This is a genomic window from Streptomyces sp. DSM 116793 (assembly GCF_057320905.1).
The window spans coordinates 8510655-8532039 of record NZ_CM170494.1 but is presented as its reverse complement, the minus strand read 5'-3'; the positions used below and the strand labels follow the sequence as shown (position 1 = coordinate 8532039).

The window sequence follows — 21385 nt, the reverse complement described above, 5'->3', positions numbered from 1 at the left end:
TGCCCCCACGCGCGGGGGTGCCCCCACGCGCGGGGGCACCCCCACTCGCCGCACCGGGCACAAGCCCACGTACGCCCAGCACGAGGACGCGCACCCGGCACTCCCCAAGCTCTTCGAGCAGGAGGCACCCCCAGAGCACGCACTTGGGGGCACCTCCCACGCCTTCGAGGCGGTGGGGGAGCCGCTCCTTCTCCCACGGAGATCCATCAGAAACCCCCTAGGCGAGCGGCCGGACGACAGCGTCTCTCGACACGTCGCCGGCCGGCGTCCCCCGGCCGGCAGCCGCTCGGCACCGCCTCGGCCGGCCGTCGATCAGAGCCCACGCGCCGGCAGGCGCGGAGCAGCGCCGCGGCCGGCAACCCCACGGCATCACAAATCGGTCTCGTGGCGCACTCGCTCGGTCCCAGCCATTTACATCGATGTAAGCACGTGGTGGCATGGCCCCGCACCGAATCGCACCTGCGTACGCGAGGAGCAGCATGTCCCCTCCCCCGCCGCACCGGGGCGTCCCTCCGCACCCGGACGTCCCTTCGCCGTCGGACCTCCCGCGTCCCGAGTACCCCCGCCCCCAGTTCGTCCGGGCGGACTGGCTGAATCTCAACGGTCGCTGGGAGTTCGAGATCGACCGTTCGGACACCGGCCTGGAGCGCGGCCTGCGGGAGCGTCCGCTGGCGGACGCCATCACGGTGCCGTTCTGCCCGGAGTCCACGCTGTCCGGCGTCGGCGAGACCGACTTCATGGAGGCCGTCTGGTACCGCAGGAGCGTGCCGGTGCCCCGCGCCTGGGCGGGCTCCCGGGTCCTGCTGCACTTCGGCGCCGTCGACCACGACACCACGGTGTGGGTGAACGGCACGGAGGTGGCGCGCCACCGGGGCGGTTTCACGCCGTTCACGGCGGATCTGCACGGCGTGGTGGAGCCGGGCGCCGAGGCGGTGATCGTGGTCCGGGCGCGCGACACCCGGCACGGTCCGCAGGCCCGCGGCAAGCAGGCAACCTGGTACGCCAACTCGGGCTGCCACTACACGCGCACCACCGGCATCTGGCAGACGGTGTGGCTGGAGCCGGTGCCGCTCGCCGCCCACCTCAAGCGGCCCCGCATCACCCCCGACCTGGCCTCGGGCTCGTTCCACCTGGAGCTGCCGCTGACCGCCAACCTGCCGGGCCACCGGGTCAGGGCACAGCTCGGCGACGAGCGGGGCGAGGTGACCCGGGCCGAGAGCCGGGCCGACCTCGACCTGTGCCCGCGCCTGGTGCTCACCGTTCCCGAGGACCGGGTGCGCCCCTGGTCGCCCCGGGACCCGCACCTGTACGACCTTCGGCTGGAGCTGCTGGACGAGCGGGGCGAGGTGGTGGACGGGGCACGTTCGTACGCGGGCCTGCGCTCGGTGGCGCTGCACGGCAAACGGGTGCTGCTCAACGGCGAGCCGGTCTTCCAGCGGCTCGTCCTCGACCAGGGCTACTACCCGGACGGTCTGATGACCGCGCCGGGCGACGCGGACCTGGAGCGGGACATCCGGCTGGGCATGGCCGCCGGGTTCAACGGCGCGCGGCTGCATCAGAAGGTCTTCGAGGAGCGCTACCTGTACCACGCCGACCGGCTCGGCTACCTGGTCTGGGGGGAGTTCGGCGACTGGGGCTGCGAGGTGGGCGCCCGGGACGACAACCAGCGCCCGGACGCGTCCTACGCGGCCGAGTGGCTGGAGGCACTGGAGCGCGACTACTCGCACCCGTCGGTGATCGGCTGGTGCCCGCTCAACGAGACGTACCAGCACCTGCACGACCGGATCACCCAGCTCGACGACGTCACCCGCGCGATGTTCCTGGCGACCAAGGCGATGGACACCACCCGTCCGGTGATCGACGCCTCGGGCTATGCGCACCGGATCGCCGAGACCGACGTCTACGACTCGCACTGCTACGAGCAGGACCCCGAGGCGTTCGCGAAGATCATGGGCGGCCTCGCCGAGGACCGGCCGTACGTCAACTCCGCGCCGGACGAAAGGCCCTGGTCGGTACCGTACCGGGGGCAGCCGTACTTCTGCAGCGAGTTCGGGGGCATCTGGTGGGATCCGGCCGCCGCCGGCACCGCAGCGGGCGACGAGCGGGACTCCTCCTGGGGCTACGGCGAGCGACCGCGCACCGCCGAGGAGTTCATCGCACGCTTCACCGGCCTGGTGAACGTGCTGCTCGGCGACCCCGGGATGTTCGGCTACTGCTACACCCAGCTCACCGACGTCTTCCAGGAGCGCAACGGCGTCTACGCCTTCGACCGCTCCGAGAAGCTCGACACCGGCGCGCTGCGCCGCGTCCAGCAGCGCCCGGCTGCCTCCGAGTCGCGCTCCTGAACCCTGTTCCCCAGGGCGAGCGCGGCCCCGGGCGGCGCTCCCGGGCAGGCGCCGGGGACCCTCCGGTCGCCGGCGTCCGCCACCCCGCGCCCCGGCGCGCACGGCACGCGCCTCCGCCCCGCGCCATGACGTATCTCGATACACAGGAAGGGCATTTCATGGTCGACCTGCCTCTCCCCCGTGCCGCCGGCCCCGGCGGCGGCACCGGTGTGACACGCCGCCGTGCGCTGCGGACCGCGCTGGTCCCGGCCGGGCTGCTGCTGGGCGGTCCCGCCCTCAGCGCGTGCGGCTCGGCGCTCGCCGCGGACGAGCGGACGGTGCGGCTGTGGGACCTGTTCTCGGGCGGCGACGGCGCCAACCTCAACGTCATGATCGACAAAGCCCGCCCGGAGATGCCCGGGACCCGGATCGAGCGCACCGTACTGGAGTGGGGCACCCCGTACTACACCAAGCTCGCCATGGCGTCGGCGGGCGGGCGGGGCCCCGATGTGGCCATCATGCACATGTCGCGGCTGCCGGGCTACGCGCCGACGGGACTGCTGGATCCGTGGGACCCGGAGCTGCTCGCCGAGTACGGCATCCGCCGCGAGGACTTCGCGCCGAACGTCTGGGCGCGCGCCCGGTCCGGCGGCGGCACCTACGCCGTGCCGCTGGACACCCACCCGTTCATCGTCTTCTTCCACCCGGGCCCGGCCGGGAAGGCGGGGCTGCTGAGGCCGGACGGCTCGCTGGACCAGGAGGCGTTCTCCTCACCGGGGCGCTTTCTCGAGGCGGGCCGGGAGCTGGCGAAGGCCTCCGGCAAGCAGGGCATCGGCTTCGGCTACGTCAACGACACCGCCCAGGGCTGGCGGCTGTTCTACGGCCTGTACCGGCAGACCGGCGGCACCCTGGAGCTGCCGGCCGGCGGCCCCGCGAAGGCGGACGAGGACCGGATGGCGGAGGTCATCGCGTTCATGGCGCGGATCACCGACGGCAAGGTCAACCCGAAGGCGCTCGACTACAACGCGGGGCTCGCCGCCTTCGTCAACGGGCAGACGGCCATGATCCTCTCCGGTGAGTGGGAGCTGCCCACCTTCAAGGGCGCGGACCCGAAGGTGGGCGCCGCGCCCTTCCCCACCGTCTTCGGCACGCCCGCGGTCTACGCCGACTCGCACTCGTTCGTCCTGCCGCACCGCCCGCACCCCGATCCCGCCCACCGCAGGCGGACCCACCGCGCGGTGGCGGCACTCCTCAAGGCGGGCCAGGTGTGGGCGACGGCGGGGCACATCCCCGCGTACCGCCCGGTGACGCGCACCACGGCGTACGAGCACCTGTTGCCGCAGTCGCGGTACGCGGCGGCCCAGGACCATGTGGTGCTCGACCCGGTGGCCTGGTTCGCCGGGGCGGGCTCCGACTTCCAGAACGCGATGTGCCAGGTGCTGCAGCAGGCGCTGCTGAACGGTCTGTCCCCGAAGGCGGCGGCGCGCGCCATGGTCAAGCGCCTCGACACCTTCCTCTCCAAGCCGAGTCCGGCCTGAGCCCGAGCGCAGGAGGCACCACGATGTCCGCTCCCCCAGCCGCGCCGCGCCCGTCCACGGCCACCACCGCGCGCCGCTTCCTCAGTCCGGGGCTGCTGTTCGCCCTGCCGTTCCTGGCCCTGTTCGCCGTGTTCATGGCCTGGCCCCTGGTCCAGGGGCTGTGGATGAGCCTGACGGACCGTTCCCTGTCCGCGCACGCCCCGTCCTTCGTGGGCCTCGGCAACTACGCGGAGGCGCTCGGCGACGCCGAGATGTGGCGGGCGGTGTGGCACACCGTTCTGTTCACCCTGATCTCGACCGTGCCCCTGGTGCTGGTGGCGCTGGTGATGGCGCTCCTGGTGCACACCGGGCTGCCGGGCCAGTGGGTGTGGCGGCTGGCCTTCTTCGCGCCGTACCTGCTGCCGGTCGGTGTGGTGAGCCTGCTGTGGCTCTGGCTGTACCAGCCCGATCTCGGCCTCTACAACCATCTGCTGGGCGCCGTGGGGCTCGGGGGCATCGGCTGGCTGAGTGACGAGTCGGTGGCGATCTGGGCGATCGCGCTGACCACCCTGTGGTGGACCGTCGGCTTCAACTTCCTGCTGTACCTGGCGGCCCTGCAGTCGATCCCCGACCACCTCTACGAGGCCGCGGCCATCGACGGCGCCGGGGCGTGGCGGCGTCTGTGGTCGATCACGCTGCCGCAGCTCGGCCGGATCACCGGCGTGATCGCGGTGTTGCAGATCCTCGCCTCGCTCAAGGTCTTCGACCAGGTGTACCTGCTGACCAAGGGCGGCCCGAACGGCTCGACGCGGCCGGTCATCGAGTACGTCTACGACGTCGGGTTCACCGGCTACCGCCTCGGTTACGCCTCCGCGATCAGCTACATCTTCTTCGCGCTGGTCGTCCTCGCCTCCGTCGCGCAGCTCACCGCCTTCCGCCGCAGGGAGAAGTGACATGACCTCCACCGATCTGCCCGTGCGCCCCGTACGCGCCGCGGCGCCCCGGCGGGTGCCCGCGCCCGGTGCCCGCCGCCGCCCCGCCTTCACCACGGGGACGAACCTCACCCTGGGCGGCAGCCGGCTCGCCCGGGTCCTGGCGCTCGCCGCGCTCGCCGCGCTCGCGGCCCTGTGGCTGCTGCCGCTGCTGTGGGCCGTGCTGACGTCCTTCAAGTCGGAGCGGGACGCCAGCGACGCCGGGCACTGGTTCTGGCCGCACGGGGGCTTCACGCTGGACGGTTTCCGTACCGTCGTCGAGCGGGGCGACCTGCCGCTGTGGATGTTCAACAGCCTGCTGATCTCGACCGCGGTCACGGTCATCACCGTGCTGGTCTCCGCCATGGCCGGCTACGCCTTCTCGCGCACCCTCTTCGCCGGGCGCAGATGGCTGTTCGCGGTGACGGTGGCCGCGATCCTGGTGCCGCAGCAGGTGCTGATCGTGCCGTGGTTCCAGCAGATGCTCACGCTGGGGCTCATCGACACGTATGCGGCGGTGATCCTGCCCCAGACGGTGATGCCGATGATGGTCTTCATCCTGAAGAAGCACTTCGACTCCGTCCCCCGGGAGCTTCAGGAGGCGGCGCGGATCGACGGCGCCGGGCACTGGAGGATCTTCTGGTCCGTGGTGCTGCCGCTGTCCCGGCCGATGCTGGCGGCGGTCGCGATCTTCGTCTTCATCACCGCCTGGAACAACTTCCTGTGGCCGTTCGTGTCCACCTCCGACCCGGCGCTGATGACGCTCCCGGTGGGCATCACCTCGGTCAAGGACGCCTATGGCGTCCAGTACGCGCAGACCATGTCCTCGGCGGTGCTCGCCGCGCTGCCGCTGGTGATCGTGTTCATGCTCTTCCAGCGCCACATCGTGAAGTCGGTGGCCACCACGGGCCTGGGCGGGCAGTGAGGCCGGGCGCCCGCCGGGCCGCACCCGCGCCTCCGTCGGCGCCGTTCCCGCCGGTCAGCTGTCCCGGTACGACTCCAGCAGCCGCAACCACACCTCGCTGATCGTCGGGAAGGACGGCACGGCGTGCCAGAGGCGCTCGACGGTTACCTCGCCCGCGACCGCGATGGTGGCCGAGTGGAGCAGCTCGCCGACGCCGGGCCCGGCGAAGCAGACCCCCGCCAGCACGCCCCGGTCGAGGTCGACGACCATCCGGGCGCGGCCGCTGTAGCCGTCGCCGTAGAGCGCCGCGCCCTCGGCGGCGGTGATGTCCTGGTCGACGGCGCGCACCCGCAGGCCCCGGCGCTCGGCCTCGGCGAGGGTGAGGCCGACGGCGCCGACCTCGGGGTGGGTGAAGACGACCTGCGGCACCGCGGCGTGGTCGGCGGTCGCGGTGTGCAGGCCCCAGGGGTCCGTCTCCAGGATGGGCACGCCCTGGGCGCGGGCGGCGATCGCCGCGCCCGCGATGCGGGCCTGGTACTTGCCTTGGTGGGTGAGGAGCGCACGGTGGTTGACGTCACCGCACGCATAGAGCCAGGTGGTGCCCTTCACCAGGCAGGTGTCGTCGATGTCCAGCCAGGAGCCGGGCTCCAGACCGACGGTGTCGAGGCCGATGTCCTCGGTGCGCGGGGCACGTCCGGTGGCGAAGAGGATCTCGTCGGCCTCCACGGTCCCGCCGCCGGCCAGCTCGGCCCTGACCACGTCGCCGTCCCGGGCGACGGAGGCCACCGAGGTGCCGGTGCGGACCTCGGCGCCCGCCTCGCGCAGCGCGTCGGCGACCAGCTCACCGGCGAACGGCTCCATCCGCTCCAGCAGCCCCTGGCCGCGTACGAGCACGGTGACCCGGGAGCCCAGCGCCTGCCAGGCCGTCGCCATCTCACAGGCGACGACGCCGCCGCCGACGATGAGGAGCCGGCCCGGCACATCATGGGCCGAGGTGGCGTTCCTGCTGTCCCACGGCCGCACCCGGTCGATGCCGGGCAGGTCGGGCAGCGCGGCGCGGCTGCCCGTGCACACGGCCACCGCCTGGCGCGCGGACAGCTCCGTCACCTTGCCGTCCGCGCGGGTGACGGTGACCCTGCGGGCTCCCGCGAGCCGGCCCTGACCCCGGTACAGCTCGGCGCCGATGCTCTTCAGCCACTCGACCTGGCCGTCGTCGTTCCAGTTCGCGGTGAAGTAGTCACGGTGGGCGAAGACCTCGGACACGTCGAGCGGACCCTGTACGGCCCCGCGCAGGCCGGGCACCATACGGGCCTCCGCACGTGCGATCACGGGCCTCAGCATGGCCTTGCTGGGAACACACGCGTAGTAGGAACAGTCCCCGCCCACCAGCTCGGTCTCGACCACCGCGGTGCTCAGGCCCGCCGCGCGGGCCCGGTCCGCGACGTTCTCCCCCACCGGACCGGCGCCGAGGACCACCACGTCGTATTCGATCGCGTCCGTCATGCAGGCCAGTCTGAAGGCAGGTGTGCGCCGGGGCCAGTCGGGTACGCGCGCGGAATACGTGCCGGTCCGGATCTGTTCCCGGCATGAGCTGCACCGGATCCGGGAGCCGGAGTCCGGATATTCAGGAAGAGGTAAGGACGCCCATGAGCAGCACCGTCGAGCTCACCAAAGAGAACTTCGACCAGACGGTCACGGACAACGACTTCGTCCTCATCGATTTCTGGGCGTCGTGGTGCGGGCCATGCAAGCAGTTCGAACCCGTCTACGAGAGGGCGGCCGAGGCCAACCCCGACCTGGTCTTCGGGAAGATCGACACGGAGGCGCAGCCCGAGCTGGCGCAGGCCTTCGGCATCCAGTCGATTCCGACGCTGATGATCGTCCGCGACCAGGTCGCCGTCTTCGCGCAGCCCGGCGCACTGCCCGAGGCCGCGCTGGACGACGTCATCGGCCAGGCCAGGAACCTGGACATGGACGAGGTCCGTAAGTCGATCGCCCAGGCGGAGGCCCAGGGCAGGCAGAGCGCCCAGCCGGACGGCAGCGGCCCCGCGGAGTAACGCCCCCGGCCCGGGCCCTGTCCCCCTGCCCGGCCCGGGCCACCGCGGCAGCGCGCCGCCGCCCCTGCGGGTCGCCACCGCCCCGAAGGGGCAGTCCACTGCCATCGCCGGGCCACTGGGTGGTAGGTGGCTGGGCGCGCGGTTCCCGCGCCCCTCAAAGGCAGGGCTGCACCCCGGCCAACCTCAGGGGCGCGGGGAACCGCGCGCCCAGCCACGACGAAACCACCACAAGACCACCGCCCCGGGGGACTCCACCGGGGCGCGGCCCCGAAAAGGGGCGCGGCCCCGAAAAGGGGCGCGGGGAACCGCGCGCCCAGCCACCACGAACCACCACGACACCACCGTCCCGAAGGGGCGATCCGCGGCCCCCGGCCACAGCCCGCAGCCGAACAGGGGCCGCACCTCACGGAACGGCACCCCGGCGCCGCAGGCGCCTACGTGGACTCCCGCTGCACCGCCGTAGCCGCCAGCAGATCGTGCGCCTCGGCGCGCACACCCGGCGCCCGCACCAGCCGGTCGACCAGGTCCGCGAGCGCCTGACCGGACGGCAGCCCGATCCGGACCGTGCTCAGCCGGGGCCGCAGCAACCGGCAGAGCAGCAGGTCGTCCGCGCCCATCACCGCGGTGTCGCCGGGCACCGACACGCCTTCGTCCTGCAGCGCACGCATCAGCAGCATCGCGTACTCGTCGTTGTACGTGAACACCGCATCGAGGCCGAGGCCGCGCCAGCGCCCGGCGAGCCGGGCGGCGGCCTCCTCGGTGTGGGCGAGCGGGACCTCCGTGATCTCCGCACCGGTGTCCTCGGCGGCGAGCCGCATGCCCTCCGCGATGGGCCGGGAGAAGACCTCCAGGCCGGGCTCGGTGGGCACCACCACCCCGATCCGCCTGCGGCCGCGGGCCAGCAGGTGCGCGGCGGCGCACCGCCCGACCCGGCTGTGGTCGGTGAGCAGGGCGTGCGCGCCGTCCACCCGCTCGGGGCCGAGCGTGAGCACCGCGCGTGCGCCGGAGCGCTTGAGCACCGCCACGCCCTCCGGTCCCAGGCCGGCCCCGGACGGCGCGAGCACCGCCACCGGTCGCAGCTCGGCCCAGGCACGCGCCGCGGCGTCGCCGGTGCGCCCCAGGCCGCCGTACTGGACGACGGTGTACTCCAGACGGCCCAGCGCCGCCTGGAGATCGTTCAGGAAGCTGCCGTAGAGCGGGCTCAGCGGCAGGTTCGACGAGGGCATCAGGACCATGCGGCTGTGCCCGGCACGCAGGCTGCGGGCGGCGGCGTGCGGCACGTAGCCCAGTTCCTCGGCCGCCGCCCTGACCCGCCGGCGGGTGGGCTCGCTGATCCGCATGGTGCTGGTGTTGTTCAGCACATACGAGACCGTGGCCCGGGAGACGCCGGCGAGGCGGGCGACGTCCGCACTGGTGGGGGCGGGCCGGATGACCGGCCCGGGGGTGCGGGGCACGGCGGGGGCGGCGGGCGCCCCCGCGGACGGGGCGGACGCCGGGGCGCCCGAGCGCCGTCCCCCGGTCGGCTGCGGTCCATGCGGTTTCGGTATCTGCGCCATGACGCCCCGTATTTTTCCACTCACGCGCCGCTGTGGGGGGAACTCCCGTAAACCCACGGCCTTCCGGCAGCGGGCCGCCCCGCCCGGAGCGCGGCCGGCCCCCGGCTCTAACGTGACCCGCGTGACTGAGCGCATCGATCTCCGGCAGACCGACGACACCCCGGGCCGCAGCGGGCCCACGGCCACCACCGAGGCCCGCCCCGACCGGGTCGGGCGGGTGCGCACCGAGTACGCCCCGGAGCACGACGGAGATCCCGACCCCGGCGAAATCGTCTGGACGTGGGTACCGTTCGAAGAGAACGACGGCCGCGGCAAGGACCGGCCGGTGCTGGTCGTCGCGCGCGAGGCGGCGGGCACCCTGCTCGCCGTGCAGTTGTCGAGCAAGCGGCACGACCGCGACCGGGAGTGGGTGCCGATCGGGAGCGGGCCGTGGGACCGGGAAGGCCGTGACTCATGGGTGGACGTGGACCGGGTGCTGCGAGTGCACGAGGAAGGCATGCGGCGCGAGGCGTGTGCGCTGGACCGGATGCGCTTCAACCTGGTGATCCACCGGTTGCGGGAGCGCTACGGCTGGCGGTGACGCAGCCCCCGGGGCCCCGCGGCCCGAGGCCTTCCCCCGGGTCCGTACCGGGCCCGGCGCGCGCGGGGTTGTCCGCACCCTGTAATCGTCCGTAAGTTCGAAATACCCTTGTGTGCGCCGTCGTGATCGGCTTGGGTGGGACAGGTGCGGCCGGCCGGGTCCACCGGGGACCTGGCCGGCTCATGGTTCTCGACCGGAGGATCAGGAGGCTCCCGATATGACCGAGGGGAACTGTACGGAGGTCGGCCCGGACATCGCCGAGGCCGACCTGGACGCCCTGGTGCGCGGCATCTGCTTCAAGACCGGACCGCCGCGGACGCTGGGTGTCGAGGTGGAGTGGCTGCTGCACGAGCCGCACCGCCCGCGCGTCCCCATCACCCCCGCCCGCCTCGAAGCGGCACGCGCCGCCGTGCGGGCCCTGCCCCTGAGTTCGGCGCTGACCGTCGAACCCGGCGGCCAGCTGGAGCTGAGCTCGCTGCCCGCCGCATCCCTGATGGAGTGCGTCACGGCCGTCTCGGCCGACCTGGCGCTGGTGCGCTCCGCACTCCGCGTTCTCGACCTCACCCTCACCGGCCTCGGTACCGACCCGTGGCGCCCGCCCGCCCGGCTGCTGCGCGAACCCCGGTACGACGCCATGGAGACCTACCTGGACCGCGCGGGCCCGGCCGGCCGGGGCATGATGTGCTCCTCGGCCTCCGTGCAGGTCTGCGTCGACGCCGGCCACGAGGAGCCCGGCCCGCTGGGCCACGGCAGACGCTGGCGGCTCGCCCATCTGCTGGGCCCCGTGCTGGTCGCCGCGTTCGCCAACTCCCCCCTGATCGGCGGGCGGCCGAGCGGGTGGCGCTCCACCCGGCAGGCGCTGTGGGCCGGCATCGAGCCGGGCAGGTCGGCCGCGCCCGGCCTCGACCAGGAGCCGCGCGCCGCGTGGGCGAGACGGGCGCTGGACGCCCCCGTGATGTGCGTGCGCGCCGACGACGGACCCTGGCTGGTGCCCGAGGGCCTGTCCTTCCGGGCCTGGGCGCTGAACGGGGCGCCCCGGCCGCCGACCAGGGCCGACCTCGACTACCACCTGTCCACCCTCTTCCCGCCGGTGCGGCCGCGCGGCCACCTCGAACTGCGCATGATCGACGCCCAGCCGGGCGACGACGGCTGGATCGTGCCGCTGGCCGTGACGGCCGCGCTCTTCGACGACGCCGCGGCGGCGGAGACCGCCTACCGGGCCGTCAAACCGCTGGCGGAGCGCGCGGGCCCGCGGCCCGCGCCGCGCAACGCGCTCTGGCTGGCCGCCGCGCGGCACGCCCTGGCCGACCCGGAGCTGCACGACGCGGCCGTGGTCTGCTTCGCCGCCGCGCTGGACGCGTTGCCCAGGATCGGCGCGACCACGGCCGTCCTGGACGCCGTGGGCGGCTACGCCGAGCGCTATGTGGTCCGCGGGCGCTGCCCCGCGGACGAACTGATCGACCGATTCACCCAGCAGGGGAAGGACGTGCTGTCATGACCGATCCCACCGCCCCCACGACCGACCCCGACGCACTGCGAGGACGCGCCCTCGCGGCCCTGCTCGCCGCCCGCGACCGCACCGCCCTGCTCACCGAGTGCGTGGACGAGGCGGACCTGACGGCGCAGCACTCACCGCTGATGTCGCCCCTGGTGTGGGACCTCGCGCACATCGGCAACCAGGAGGAGCTGTGGCTGCTGCGCGCGGTGGCCGGCCGCGCCGCGATGCGCCCGGAGATCGACCCGCTCTACGACGCCTTCGAGCACCCGCGCTCCGAGCGGCCCACGCTGCCGCTGCTGGCGCCCCGGGAGGCCCGCGGCTACGCGGCCGAGGTGCGCGGCCGGGCCCTCGACGTGCTGGAGCGCACCGAGTTCCGCGGCACGCCGCTCACCCGGGACGGCTTCGCCTTCGGCATGATCGCGCAGCACGAGCAGCAGCACGACGAGACCATGCTCATCACCCACCAGCTCCGCCGGGGCCCGGCGGCCCTCACCGCCCCGGATCCCGAGCCGTCCGGCTTCGCGGGCCCTCCCGAGGTGCTGGTGCCCGGCGGCCCGTTCACCATGGGCACCTCCACCGAGCCCTGGGCGCTGGACAACGAACGCCCGGCGCACCGCAGGCTGGTGCCGCCGTTCTTCATCGACACGGTGCCGGTCACCAACGGCGCGTTCCAGCTCTTCATCTCCGACGGCGGGTACGAGGAGCGGCGCTGGTGGACGCCGCAGGGCTGGGCGCACATCCGCGAGCACGGCATCTCGGCGCCGCTGTTCTGGCGGCAGGAGGGCGGCCTGTGGCTGCGGCGCAGGTTCGGGGTGACGGAGCCGGTGCCGCCGGACGAGCCGGTGCTGCACGTGAGCTGGTACGAGGCGGACGCCTACGCGCGCTGGGCCGGCCGCCGGCTGCCCAGCGAGACCGAGTGGGAGAAGGCCGCCCGGTACGACCCGGCGACCGGGCGCTCGATGCGCTTCCCGTGGGGCGACGCCGACCCCCGTCCCGAGCACGCCAACCTGGGCCAGCGGCATCTGCGCCCGGCGCCCGCGGGCAGCTACCCGGCCGGCGAGTCGCCACTCGGGGTGCGCCAGCTCATCGGGGACGTCTGGGAGTGGACGTCGAGCGACTTCCTGCCGTACCCGGGCTTCACGGCCTTCCCCTACAAGGAGTATTCGGAGGTGTTCTTCGGACCCGAGTACAAGGTGCTCAGGGGCGGCTCGTTCGCGATGGGCGAGGTGGTGTGCCGCGGCACGTTCCGCAACTGGGACTATCCGATACGGCGGCAGATCTTCTCCGGCTTCCGCACGGCACGGGACGCCACGCCCGCCGACGGCTCTCAGGGGGCCCTCTGATGTGCCGGCACCTGGCCTATCTGGGGCCCACGGTGCCGTTCGGCGAGGTGCTTCTCGCACCGCCGCACAGCCTGCTGCGGCAGTCGTGGGCGCCGCGCCGGCAGCAGCACGGCACCGTCAACGCTGACGGCTTCGGGGTCGGCTGGTACGCCGAGGGCGACCCGGTGCCGGCGCGCTACCGCCGTTCGGGCCCGATCTGGGCCGACCAGTCGGTGACGGACCTGGCCCGGGTGGTGCGCACGGGCGCGCTGCTCGGGGCGGTCCGCGACGCCACGCTGCCCGGCGCGGACGGGGAGGCCGCGGCGGCGCCGTTCGCCGACGGTCCCTGGCTGTTCAGCCACACCGGTGCCGTCGGCGGCTGGCCGGACTCCCTGGCGCCGCTCGCCGCCGGCCTGCCGCCCGCCGCCCTGCTGCGGCTCGCGGCGCGCAGCGACTCCGCTCTGCTGTGGGCGCTGGTGCTGCACCGGCTGCGGCACGGCGACTACCGCGACCGGGCGGGGCAGGCGCTCGCGGACACCGTCCTGGAGGTGGCGCGGGCCGCGCCCGCGTCGCGTCTCAACCTGCTGCTGACGAACGGTTCGGCGATCATGGCCACATCGTGGGGTGACGCCCTGTGGTACCGCACCGGTCCGGGCCCCCGGGTCGTCGTGGCCTCCGAGCCGTACGACGACGAGGCGGGCTGGCAGCCGGTTCCGGAGCGGTCGCTGCTGGTGGCGACCCCCTCGGACGTCGAGCTGACCCCGCTCAAGGAGGTCACGGCATGAGCCCGTTCCGCGTCACCCGCACCCTGCCCGAGGACGCCACCGGCGCCGCGCTGCGCGCGGACGTCCGGCAGGGCCTCACCCGGATGCCCAAGACCCTGCCGCCCAAGTGGTTCTACGACGCGCGCGGCAGCGCCCTGTTCGAGGAGATCACCGCGCTGCCCGAGTACTACCCGACCCGTGCGGAGCGCGAGATCCTGCGCGAGCGCGCCGCGGAGATCGCCGCCGCCACCGGCGCCCGCACGCTGGTGGAGCTGGGCTCCGGCTCCTCGGAGAAGACCCGGCACCTGCTGGACGCGCTCACCGGCCTGCACACATATGTCCCGGTGGACGTGAGCGAGAGCGCGCTCGCCCTGGCGGGCGAGGCGCTGCTCGCGGAGCGCCCGGATCTCGACGTGCACGCGCTGATCGCCGACTTCACCGGGGGCCTCACGCTGCCCGAGGCGCCCGGTCCCCGGTTGGTGGCGTTCCTCGGCGGCACCATCGGCAATCTGCTGCCGCCCGAGCGGGCCGCGTTCCTGTCCGCGGTGCGCGCCCTGCTGGCCCCCGGGGACGCACTGCTCCTCGGCACCGACCTGGTGAAGGACGAGGGGGTGCTGGTCGCGGCGTACGACGACGCGGCCGGGGTGACGGCGGCGTTCAACAAGAACGTGCTGGCGGTCGTCAACCGCGAGCTGGCGGCGGACTTCCACCCGGACATGTTCACTCACGTGGCCCTGTGGGACCCGGAGAGAGAGTGGATCGAGATGCGGCTGCGTTCGCGCGCCGCCCAGACGGTGAAGATCCGTGCGCTCGACCTCGCCGTCGACTTCGCGGCCGGCGAGGACCTGCGCACGGAGGTGTCCGCCAAGTTCCGCCCGGACGGTGTACGCGCCGAGCTGGCCGCGGCGGGACTGGAGCGCACCCACTGGTGGACGGACGCGGCGGGGCGCTTCGCGCTCTCGCTGAGCACGGCCGTGTGAGAGGAAGGGAGATCGCCATGTCCCATCACACCTACCGGGTCACCGAGATCGTCGGGACCTCCCACGAGGGGGTCGACCAGGCCATCCGCAACGGCATCGAGCGGGCCTCGCGCACCGTCAGGAACCTCGACTGGTTCGAGGTGACGGAGGTGCGCGGGCAGATCGAGGAGGGGCAGATCGAGCACTACCAGGTGGGTCTGAAGGTCGGCTTCCGCCTGGAGGAGGACGGCTGACGAGCACGGCCGGGAATCCTGACGGCGCCCGGGCGTTGAGGTGAAGGTGAGTTCCGTCATCACCGCCACCCGCTTCTCCGTGCTGGACCGCTCGCGCGTGCGCGAGGGGTACGGCGAGGCCCGGGCGCTGCGGGACACCGTCCGTCTCGCGGTCCGGCTCGAACGGCTCGGCTACCACCGGTTCTGGGTCTCCGAGCACCATGGCGTACCCGGTGTCGCCGGCTCGGCACCGACCGTGCTGGCGGCGGCGGTGGCCGCCGCCACCCGCACGATCAGGGTGGGCACGGGCGGTGTGATGCTCCCGAACCACCGCCCGTACGTGGTGGCCGAGCAGTTCGGCGTGCTGGAGTCGCTGTTCCCGGGCCGGATCGACATGGGTCTCGGCCGCTCGGTGGGGTTCACCGACGGGGTGCGCAGGGCGCTGGGCAGCGGCAAGGACGACGCGGACGACTTCGCCGGGCAGCTCGCCGAGCTGCTGGGCTTCTTCCGCGGCGGCTCCCCGACCCGGGCGCACGCGCGCCCCGCCGAGGGCCTGCGGGTGCCCGCCTTCGTGCTGGCCACCGGCGAGGGCGCGGACATCGCGGCCGGGGCCGGGCTGCCGCTGGTGATCGGTGACGTCCGCGGCCGGGAGCGGATGCTGCGCGCCATCGACCGCTACCGGCAGGGGTTCAGGCCCTCGCCATGGGCGGCTGAACCGTATGTCGTGGTGGCCGGCACGGTCGCGGTCGCCGCGACCGAGGAGGCGGCGCACCGCCTGCTGATCCCGGAGGCCTGGTCGTCGGCCCACTCGCGCACGCACGGCACCTTTCCGCCGCTCCCGCCCGCCGAGGCCGTGGCGGACCGCCCCATGACCGCCAAGGAGCGCGAGCTGTACGAGTCGGCGCTGCGCGGGCATGTGCACGGCACGGAGGAGCAGGTCACCGAGGCGCTGGAGACGCTGATCAAGGACAGCGGGGCCCAGGAGGTGCTGGTCACCACCAGCACCCATGACCGGGTGGCCCTGCTGGACTCCCACACGCGGCTGGCCCGGATCGCCGGGCTCACCCCCCGGACACCCTGAGCACGCATGGACGCCCTGAGCACGCATGGCGGGGCCGCCGGCGGACCCCCGCCCGGCAACCGGCTCGTTTTCGACCCGCTCCTGATCCTGCTCCCCTCGTTACGTCTGTCGCGCTCGGTTCATCGAGGCACACGCACCGCGATCGCGGTAGCCGGCCGGGGGTGCGCCGCGCCCCTCCGGGGCATGACCGGTGTGCGTCGCGCCCGCGGGGGCCGGGCCGATGGGAGCCGCGCCCGCCGGCACCGGAGGGGCGGGCACGGCTCGGGCCGGTGCCGGGTGGGCCGGCGTGTGGCCGTTCAGCACGGCGGCCTGCGCCGCGCGGGCGAGGGCGCGGCGGTCGGGGTGGCCGGCGGGCGCGAGCGGGGCCCGTACCCGCACATGGGCGACGAGTCCCCGGGCCGTCGCGACCCGCCACACCGACTCCAGCAGGGTGTCCGCACCGATGAAGGCGGGAACGGTGCTCTGGGCGCCGGAGGCGGCCGCATACCGCAGGTGCACCGGCTGCACGGGCGCGCCCGCGTCCAGCGCCGCCTGGAAGACGGCCCGCCGGAAGGCCCCCTGGCCCCTGCCGCACCAGGTGCTGCCCTCGGGGAACGCGGTCACGGCGGAGCCCGCGCGCAGCGCACCGGCGATCTCCCGCACCGTGCCGGGCAGGGCACGCGGCCTCGACCGGTCGATGAACAGGGTGCGCCCGCGGATCGCGAGCGCACCCGCCCCGGGCCAGCCGCGTACCTCCGACTTGGCCAGCATCCGGGCGGGCCGGACGGCGGCGAGCAGGGGGATGTCGAGCCAGGAGATGTGGTTGGCCACGATCAGCACCCCGCCCGGCGCCGCCGGCTCCCCCGTCACCCTGATCGCCACCCCCAGTGCCCGCACCACGGCACGGCACCAGAGCCTGACGAGCCGTTCGCGGGGGCCGCGGGCGCAACGGCCGGCCACCGGGGCGAGGGCGATCCCGGCGCACAGCACGGCCGCCAGGGCCGCGAGCCTGAACAGGGCCCGCGGCACACCGGCCAGGGGCGTCGTGCCGGGGATGCAGGCGGCGGGGGTGCAGGGCGTGCTGGGCTGCCAGGTGGTCATGACGCGGGCACGAGGGAGAGGAAGTGCCGCAGGTAGCGGGGGTTGACCCGGCGCATGGGCAGCAGCACGTAGAGGTCGGCGACGCCGAAGTCCGCGTCGAGCGCGGGCTCCGAGCAGACCCAGGCGCCGAGCCGGAGGTAGCCGCGCAGCAGCGGCGGCAGCTCGGTGCGGTCCTGCCGGGCGATGTCCTCGTGGTGCCACGGCAGCAGCGGCCGCACCCGGTACTCCTCGGGCGCGAGGTGGCGCTCTCGGACCCGGTCCCACGTGCCGGCGGCGAGCGCCCCGCCGTCGGCGAGCGGCACCGAGCAGCAGCCGCCCAGCCACGCGTGTCCCGCGTCGGTCATGTAGCGGGCGATGCCGGCCCAGATGAGGCCGATGACGGCGCCGTCGCGGTGCGCGGGGTGCACGCAGGAGCGGCCGACCTCCACCAGGGAGCCGCGGATCCCGTCGAGCGCGCCGAGGTCGAACTCGCTCTCGGCGTAGAGCCGGCCCGCGACCGAGGCACGCTCGGGCGGCAGCAGCCGGTAGGTGCCGACGACCTGTCCGGTGGCCTCGTCGCGGACGAGCAGGTGGTCGCAGTAGGCGTCGAAGGCGTCGGTGTCGAGGCCCGGCTCCGTGGCGCCCCGCAGGTTCGCCCCCATCTCCAGGGCGAACACGTCGTGGCGCAGCCGCTGGGCGGCCCGTACGTCGGACTCGGCACGGGCCAGGGAGACGGTGTAGCGGGCCGGGGGCGCGGGCGGGGCGGCGAGGGCGGGGACGGCGGTCATGGCTCTCTCCTGGTCACAGGCGGCGAGGGCGGGGACACCACGGACCGCGGTGGGTCCGTGGTGTCAGTTCTTCCGCCGCCTGCTGGCGTGCACATGACCTTCGGCGGGAGCCGGAGTGAGCGGATGCTGAACGGGACTGTTCAGCCCTTCTTCCGGTGCCTGGCCCGGTGCCCTCGGGGGCGCGGGGAACTGCGCGGGCAACCACCACCTGCCGGTGGTCCCTGCACGACAGGGACTGCCCCTCCGGGACGGTGACGACCCGACGGTCTCGTCGTGGCTGATCGCGCAGTTCCCCGCGCCCCTACACGGCACCGGGACGGGCCTTGAAGGCAGGCTCGCCCCAAGGGGGCTACCGCTGGCCCGCCTTGCGGGTGGCCCGCAGCCACTCCTTGTTCATGCCGGTGATGGACATCAGAGGAATCCCCTTGGGGCAGGCCGTCGCGCACTCACCGGTGAGGGTGCAGCCGCCGAAGCCTTCCTCGTCCATCTGGGCCACCATGTTCAGCACCCGGCTCTCCCGCTCGGGAGCGCCCTGCGGCAGCACGTTGAGGTGGTTGACCTTCGCCGAGGTGAAGAGCATCGCCGCACCGTTCGGGCAGGCCGCCACGCACGCGCCGCAGCCGATGCACTCGGCGTGCTCGAACGCGAAGTCCGCGTCCGCCTTGGGGACGGGTGTGGCGTGCGCCTCGGGTGCCGCACCGGTCGGGGCGGTGACATAGCCGCCCGCCTGGATGATCCGGTCGAACGCGGACCGGTCCACGACCAGGTCCTTCACGACCGGGAAGGCGGCGGCACGCCACGGCTCGATGTCGATCGTGTCGCCGTCCTGGAACGCCCGCATGTGCAGCTGGCAGGTGGTGGTGCGCTCCGGGCCGTGCGCCTCGCCGTTGATGACGAGGCTACAGGCACCGCAGATGCCCTCACGGCAGTCGTGGTCGAAGGCGACCGGGTCCTCCCCCTTGAGGATGAGCTCCTCGTTGAGGGTGTCGAGCATTTCGAGGAACGACATGTCCTGCGAGATGCCGTCCACCTCGTAGGTGGACATGGCGCCTTCGGCGTCGGCGTTCTTCTGCCGCCAGACGCGCAGGGTGAGCTTCATGCATAGCTCCGCTGAGTGGGGTGGACATACTCGAAGACCAGGTCTTCCTTGTGCAGGACGGGAGCGCGGCCGGTGCCGGTGAACTCCCAGGCGGCGGCGTAGGAGAACTCGTCGTCCCTGCGGGCCGCCTCGCCGTCCGGCGTCTGCGACTCCTCGCGGAAGTGGCCGCCGCAGGACTCGCTGCGGTGCAGGGCGTCGAGGCACATGAGCTCGGCGAGCTCCAGGTAGTCGACGACCCGGTTGGCCTTCTCCAGGGACTGGTTGAACTCCTCGCCGGTGCCGGGCACCTTGATGCGCCGCCAGAACTCCTCGCGGATCGCGGGGATACGCTCCAGCGCCTTCCGCAGCCCCGACTCGGTGCGGGCCATTCCGCAGAACTCCCACATCAGCTCGCCGATCTCGCGGTGGAAGGAGTCCGGCGTGCGGTCGCCGTCGACGGCCAGCAGCCGCTCGAGGCGCTCCTCGGTCTCCTTGCGCGCCTCGACGGCGGCCGGGTGCTCGGCGGTCACCTCGTCGTGGTGCGGGTGGCGGGCGAGGTAGTCGTTGATCGTGGACGGCAGCACGAAGTAGCCGTCCGCGAGGCCCTGCATCAGCGCCGAGGCACCGAGACGGTTGGCGCCGTGGTCGGAGAAGTTGGCCTCGCCGATGGCGAACAGGCCGGGGATGCTGGTCTGCAGGTCGTAGTCGACCCAGAGGCCGCCCATGGTGTAGTGCACGGCGGGGTAGATCCGCATCGGCACCTCGTACGGGTTCTCCGCGGTGATCCGCTCGTACATGTCGAACAGGTTGCCGTACTTCTCGGCGACCTTGTCCTTGCCCATGCGGCGGATGGCGTCGGCGAAGTCCAGGTAGACGCCCTGGCCGCCGGGGCCGACGCCGCGGCCCTCGTCGCAGACGTTCTTCGCGGCGCGGGAGGCGATGTCACGCGGGACGAGGTTGCCGAAGGACGGGTAGATGCGCTCCAGGTAGTAGTCGCGCTCGTCCTCGGGGATCTCGTTCGGCGGGCGGGTGTCGCCCTTGGCCTTCGGCACCCAGATGCGGCCGTCGTTGCGCAGCGACTCGCTCATCAGGGTCAGCTTCGACTGGTGGTCGCCGGTGCGCGGGATGCAGGTGGGGTGGATCTGGGTGAAGCAGGGGTTGGCGAAGTAGGCGCCCTTGCGGTGTGCGCGCCAGATCGCGGTGGCGTTGGAGTTCATGGCGTTCGTCGACAGGTAGAAGACGTTGCCGTAGCCGCCGCTGGCGAGCACCACCGCGTCCGCGAAGTAGGTGTCGATCCTGCCGGTGATCAGGTCGCGGGCGACGATGCCGCGGGCCCGTCCGTCGACGACGATCAGGTCCAGCATCTCGGTGCGCGGGTGCATCTCGACATTGCCCGCCGCGATCTGCCGCGACAGCGCCTGGTAGGCGCCGAGCAGCAGCTGCTGGCCCGTCTGGCCGCGCGCGTAGAAGGTGCGGGAGACCTGGACGCCGCCGAAGGAACGGGTGTCGAGCAGGCCGCCGTACTCACGGGCGAAGGGCACGCCCTGGGCGACGCACTGGTCGATGATCTCCACGGAGATCTGGGCGAGCCGGTGCACGTTGGACTCGCGGGCCCTGAAGTCGCCGCCCTTCACGGTGTCGTAGAAGAGGCGGTGCACGGAGTCGCCGTCGTTGCGGTAGTTCTTCGCGGCGTTGATGCCGCCCTGCGCGGCGATGGAGTGGGCCCGGCGCGGCGAGTCCTGGTAGCAGAACTGCACCACGTGGTAGCCCTGCTCGGCGAGCGTGGCACCCGCGGAGCCGCCGGCGAGGCCGGTGCCGACGACGATGACGGTGTGCTTGCGGCGGTTGGCGGGGTTGACCAGCTTCGCCTGGAAGCGGCGGGTGTCCCAGCGCTCGTTGATCGGTCCCTCGGGGGCCTTGGTGTCGGCGACCGGCTCGCCGGTCGTGTAGGCGGCGTATTCGGTGTAGTCGCTGCTTGAGGTCATGTTCAGGCCACCAATCCGGTCATGACGCCGACGGGTACGGCGATGAAGCCCGCCGTCAGAACCACGGCGAGCACATTGGCGATGATCTTGAGGACCCGGTCGCGGGTGCGGCTGCCGACGCCGAGGGTCTGCGCGGCGCTCCAGAAGCCGTGCTGGACGTGCAGGCCGAGCGCCAGCATCGCGACGATGTAGATGAGGTTGCCGTACCAGGTGGAGAAGGTGTCCACGACGTTCTGGTACGGGTGGCCCGGCTGGAAGCCGCCGGAGTGCACGGTGCCGGTGGTCAGGTCCAGGATGTGCCAGACGACGAAGAGGCCGAGGATGATCCCGCCCCAGCGCATCGTGCGGGTCGCGTAGCTGGCGCGGGCGCGGGTGTGCACGTACTTGCTCGGGCGGGCCTTGATGTCGCGGCGACTGAGCTGGTAGGCGGAGGTGGCGTGCGCCACGACGGCGACGACCAGCACCACGCGGATCACCCAGAGCGTCCACTCGTAGTGCATGAACGGTTCGCCGATGGTGCGGAGCCAGTGGGCGTAGTCGTTGAACGTGCCGGGGCCGAAGAAGATCTTCAGGTTCCCGTACATGTGGACGACCAGGTAGAGCAGCATGATCAGGCCGCTGACGGCCATCACCGTCTTCTTGCCGACCGACGAGTCCCAGAGGGTGCGTGTCATGGACGGCCGTCGGTCCGTCCGCGTTGCCAGAGCCA

At 73.1% G+C, this 21385-nt stretch carries 19 protein-coding genes; 12 read left to right on the top strand and 7 right to left on the bottom strand.

What is annotated here, in order from left to right; translation table 11 throughout:
- Positions 1-479 precede the first annotated feature (479 nt).
- The 4 genes from ACSMXW_RS33640 to ACSMXW_RS33625 all read left to right on the top strand — a co-directional run bounded on the left by ACSMXW_RS33640 (position 480) and on the right by ACSMXW_RS33625 (position 5737).
- On the top strand, positions 480-2345 hold the full coding sequence (locus ACSMXW_RS33640; protein WP_485801956.1) for a glycoside hydrolase family 2 protein: 1866 nt from the start codon (positions 480-482) through the stop codon (positions 2343-2345).
- Between the two features lie 158 nt (positions 2346-2503).
- Complete coding sequence (locus tag ACSMXW_RS33635) at positions 2504-3862, top strand: extracellular solute-binding protein (RefSeq protein WP_485801955.1); 1359 nt, start codon at positions 2504-2506, stop codon at positions 3860-3862.
- 23 nt (positions 3863-3885) lie between these two features.
- The gene (locus ACSMXW_RS33630) at positions 3886-4794 is read left to right on the top strand and encodes a carbohydrate ABC transporter permease (protein ID WP_485801953.1); all 909 of its coding nucleotides are present in this window, start codon (positions 3886-3888) and stop codon (positions 4792-4794) included.
- A 1-nt stretch (position 4795) separates the two neighbouring features.
- Positions 4796-5737 (top strand): carbohydrate ABC transporter permease, encoded by a 942-nt coding sequence (locus ACSMXW_RS33625; RefSeq protein WP_485801952.1) that lies wholly within the window; start codon positions 4796-4798, stop codon positions 5735-5737.
- 54 nt (positions 5738-5791) lie between these two features.
- On the opposite strand, the gene ACSMXW_RS33620 is transcribed toward ACSMXW_RS33625, so the two are convergent.
- Complete coding sequence (locus tag ACSMXW_RS33620; RefSeq protein ID WP_485801950.1) at positions 5792-7219, bottom strand: dihydrolipoyl dehydrogenase family protein; 1428 nt, start codon at positions 7217-7219, stop codon at positions 5792-5794.
- 143 nt (positions 7220-7362) lie between these two features.
- Here ACSMXW_RS33620 and trxA point away from each other — a divergent pair, with 143 nt between their 5' ends.
- The gene (gene trxA / locus ACSMXW_RS33615; RefSeq protein WP_485801948.1) at positions 7363-7773 is read left to right on the top strand and encodes a thioredoxin; all 411 of its coding nucleotides are present in this window, start codon (positions 7363-7365) and stop codon (positions 7771-7773) included.
- A gap of 434 nt (positions 7774-8207) precedes the next feature.
- Here trxA and ACSMXW_RS33610 read toward each other — a convergent pair whose 3' ends face one another.
- Positions 8208-9329: a LacI family DNA-binding transcriptional regulator gene (locus tag ACSMXW_RS33610; RefSeq protein ID WP_485801947.1), complete on the bottom strand. Its 1122-nt coding sequence runs from the start codon at positions 9327-9329 to the stop codon at positions 8208-8210.
- A 112-nt stretch (positions 9330-9441) separates the two neighbouring features.
- Between ACSMXW_RS33610 and ACSMXW_RS33605 the strand changes: the two genes are divergently transcribed.
- From ACSMXW_RS33605 to ACSMXW_RS33575, 7 genes are all read left to right on the top strand, one after another.
- Positions 9442-9909: a type II toxin-antitoxin system PemK/MazF family toxin gene (locus tag ACSMXW_RS33605; protein WP_485801945.1), complete on the top strand. Its 468-nt coding sequence runs from the start codon at positions 9442-9444 to the stop codon at positions 9907-9909.
- Between the two features lie 217 nt (positions 9910-10126).
- Positions 10127-11407 carry an ergothioneine biosynthesis glutamate--cysteine ligase EgtA gene (gene egtA / locus ACSMXW_RS33600; protein WP_485801944.1) on the top strand — a complete coding sequence of 427 codons (1281 nt, stop codon included), beginning with the start codon at positions 10127-10129 and terminating at the stop codon, positions 11405-11407.
- Positions 11404-12750, top strand: coding sequence for an ergothioneine biosynthesis protein EgtB (gene egtB / locus ACSMXW_RS33595; RefSeq protein WP_485801942.1), 1347 nt, complete (start codon positions 11404-11406; stop codon positions 12748-12750). The genes egtA and egtB overlap by 4 nt, the downstream gene beginning before the upstream one ends.
- Positions 12750-13514, top strand: a complete 765-nt coding sequence (gene egtC / locus ACSMXW_RS33590; protein ID WP_485801941.1) for an ergothioneine biosynthesis protein EgtC — start codon at positions 12750-12752, stop codon at positions 13512-13514. The genes egtB and egtC overlap by 1 nt, the downstream gene beginning before the upstream one ends.
- Positions 13511-14473: an L-histidine N(alpha)-methyltransferase gene (gene egtD, locus ACSMXW_RS33585; RefSeq protein WP_485801939.1), complete on the top strand. Its 963-nt coding sequence runs from the start codon at positions 13511-13513 to the stop codon at positions 14471-14473. The genes egtC and egtD overlap by 4 nt, the downstream gene beginning before the upstream one ends.
- A gap of 17 nt (positions 14474-14490) precedes the next feature.
- Positions 14491-14706: a dodecin gene (locus ACSMXW_RS33580; protein WP_485801938.1), complete on the top strand. Its 216-nt coding sequence runs from the start codon at positions 14491-14493 to the stop codon at positions 14704-14706.
- 46 nt (positions 14707-14752) lie between these two features.
- The gene (locus tag ACSMXW_RS33575; RefSeq protein ID WP_485801936.1) at positions 14753-15766 is read left to right on the top strand and encodes an MsnO8 family LLM class oxidoreductase; all 1014 of its coding nucleotides are present in this window, start codon (positions 14753-14755) and stop codon (positions 15764-15766) included.
- A gap of 99 nt (positions 15767-15865) precedes the next feature.
- On the opposite strand, the gene ACSMXW_RS33570 is transcribed toward ACSMXW_RS33575, so the two are convergent.
- From ACSMXW_RS33570 to ACSMXW_RS33550, 5 genes are all read right to left on the bottom strand, one after another.
- Positions 15866-16846, bottom strand: a complete 981-nt coding sequence (locus tag ACSMXW_RS33570) for a lysophospholipid acyltransferase family protein (protein WP_485801934.1) — start codon at positions 16844-16846, stop codon at positions 15866-15868.
- On the bottom strand, positions 16843-17613 hold the full coding sequence (locus ACSMXW_RS33565; RefSeq protein WP_485801933.1) for a GNAT family N-acetyltransferase: 771 nt from the start codon (positions 17611-17613) through the stop codon (positions 16843-16845). The genes ACSMXW_RS33570 and ACSMXW_RS33565 overlap by 4 nt, the downstream gene beginning before the upstream one ends.
- Positions 17614-17962: 349 nt before the next feature.
- Positions 17963-18712: a succinate dehydrogenase/fumarate reductase iron-sulfur subunit gene (locus tag ACSMXW_RS33560; protein WP_485801932.1), complete on the bottom strand. Its 750-nt coding sequence runs from the start codon at positions 18710-18712 to the stop codon at positions 17963-17965.
- A complete protein-coding gene (locus ACSMXW_RS33555; RefSeq protein ID WP_485801931.1) occupies positions 18709-20676 on the bottom strand; it encodes a fumarate reductase/succinate dehydrogenase flavoprotein subunit in 1968 nt (655 codons plus the stop codon). The genes ACSMXW_RS33560 and ACSMXW_RS33555 overlap by 4 nt, the downstream gene beginning before the upstream one ends.
- A gap of 2 nt (positions 20677-20678) precedes the next feature.
- Entirely contained in the window at positions 20679-21350 is a 672-nt protein-coding gene (locus tag ACSMXW_RS33550; protein WP_485801929.1) for a succinate dehydrogenase, read from the bottom strand.
- Positions 21351-21385 lie beyond the last annotated feature (35 nt).

Excerpts from the sequence above, each read along its gene's own strand:
- ACSMXW_RS33640 (WP_485801956.1), top strand. The coding sequence starts at position 480 with ATGTCCCCTCCCCCGCCGCACCGGGGCGTCCCTCCGCACCCGGACGTC.
- ACSMXW_RS33635 (WP_485801955.1), top strand. The coding sequence starts at position 2,504 with ATGGTCGACCTGCCTCTCCCCCGTGCCGCCGGCCCCGGCGGCGGCACC.
- ACSMXW_RS33630 (WP_485801953.1), top strand. The coding sequence starts at position 3,886 with ATGTCCGCTCCCCCAGCCGCGCCGCGCCCGTCCACGGCCACCACCGCG.
- ACSMXW_RS33625 (WP_485801952.1), top strand. The coding sequence starts at position 4,796 with ATGACCTCCACCGATCTGCCCGTGCGCCCCGTACGCGCCGCGGCGCCC.
- ACSMXW_RS33620 (WP_485801950.1), bottom strand. The coding sequence starts at position 7,219 with ATGACGGACGCGATCGAATACGACGTGGTGGTCCTCGGCGCCGGTCCG.
- trxA (WP_485801948.1), top strand. The coding sequence starts at position 7,363 with ATGAGCAGCACCGTCGAGCTCACCAAAGAGAACTTCGACCAGACGGTC.
- ACSMXW_RS33610 (WP_485801947.1), bottom strand. The coding sequence starts at position 9,329 with ATGGCGCAGATACCGAAACCGCATGGACCGCAGCCGACCGGGGGACGG.
- egtA (WP_485801944.1), top strand. The coding sequence starts at position 10,127 with ATGACCGAGGGGAACTGTACGGAGGTCGGCCCGGACATCGCCGAGGCC.
- egtB (WP_485801942.1), top strand. The coding sequence starts at position 11,404 with ATGACCGATCCCACCGCCCCCACGACCGACCCCGACGCACTGCGAGGA.
- egtC (WP_485801941.1), top strand. The coding sequence starts at position 12,750 with ATGTGCCGGCACCTGGCCTATCTGGGGCCCACGGTGCCGTTCGGCGAG.
- egtD (WP_485801939.1), top strand. The coding sequence starts at position 13,511 with ATGAGCCCGTTCCGCGTCACCCGCACCCTGCCCGAGGACGCCACCGGC.
- ACSMXW_RS33580 (WP_485801938.1), top strand. The coding sequence starts at position 14,491 with ATGTCCCATCACACCTACCGGGTCACCGAGATCGTCGGGACCTCCCAC.
- ACSMXW_RS33570 (WP_485801934.1), bottom strand. The coding sequence starts at position 16,846 with ATGACCACCTGGCAGCCCAGCACGCCCTGCACCCCCGCCGCCTGCATC.
- ACSMXW_RS33565 (WP_485801933.1), bottom strand. The coding sequence starts at position 17,613 with ATGACCGCCGTCCCCGCCCTCGCCGCCCCGCCCGCGCCCCCGGCCCGC.
- ACSMXW_RS33560 (WP_485801932.1), bottom strand. The coding sequence starts at position 18,712 with ATGAAGCTCACCCTGCGCGTCTGGCGGCAGAAGAACGCCGACGCCGAA.
- ACSMXW_RS33555 (WP_485801931.1), bottom strand. The coding sequence starts at position 20,676 with ATGACCTCAAGCAGCGACTACACCGAATACGCCGCCTACACGACCGGC.
- ACSMXW_RS33550 (WP_485801929.1), bottom strand. The coding sequence starts at position 21,350 with ATGACACGCACCCTCTGGGACTCGTCGGTCGGCAAGAAGACGGTGATG.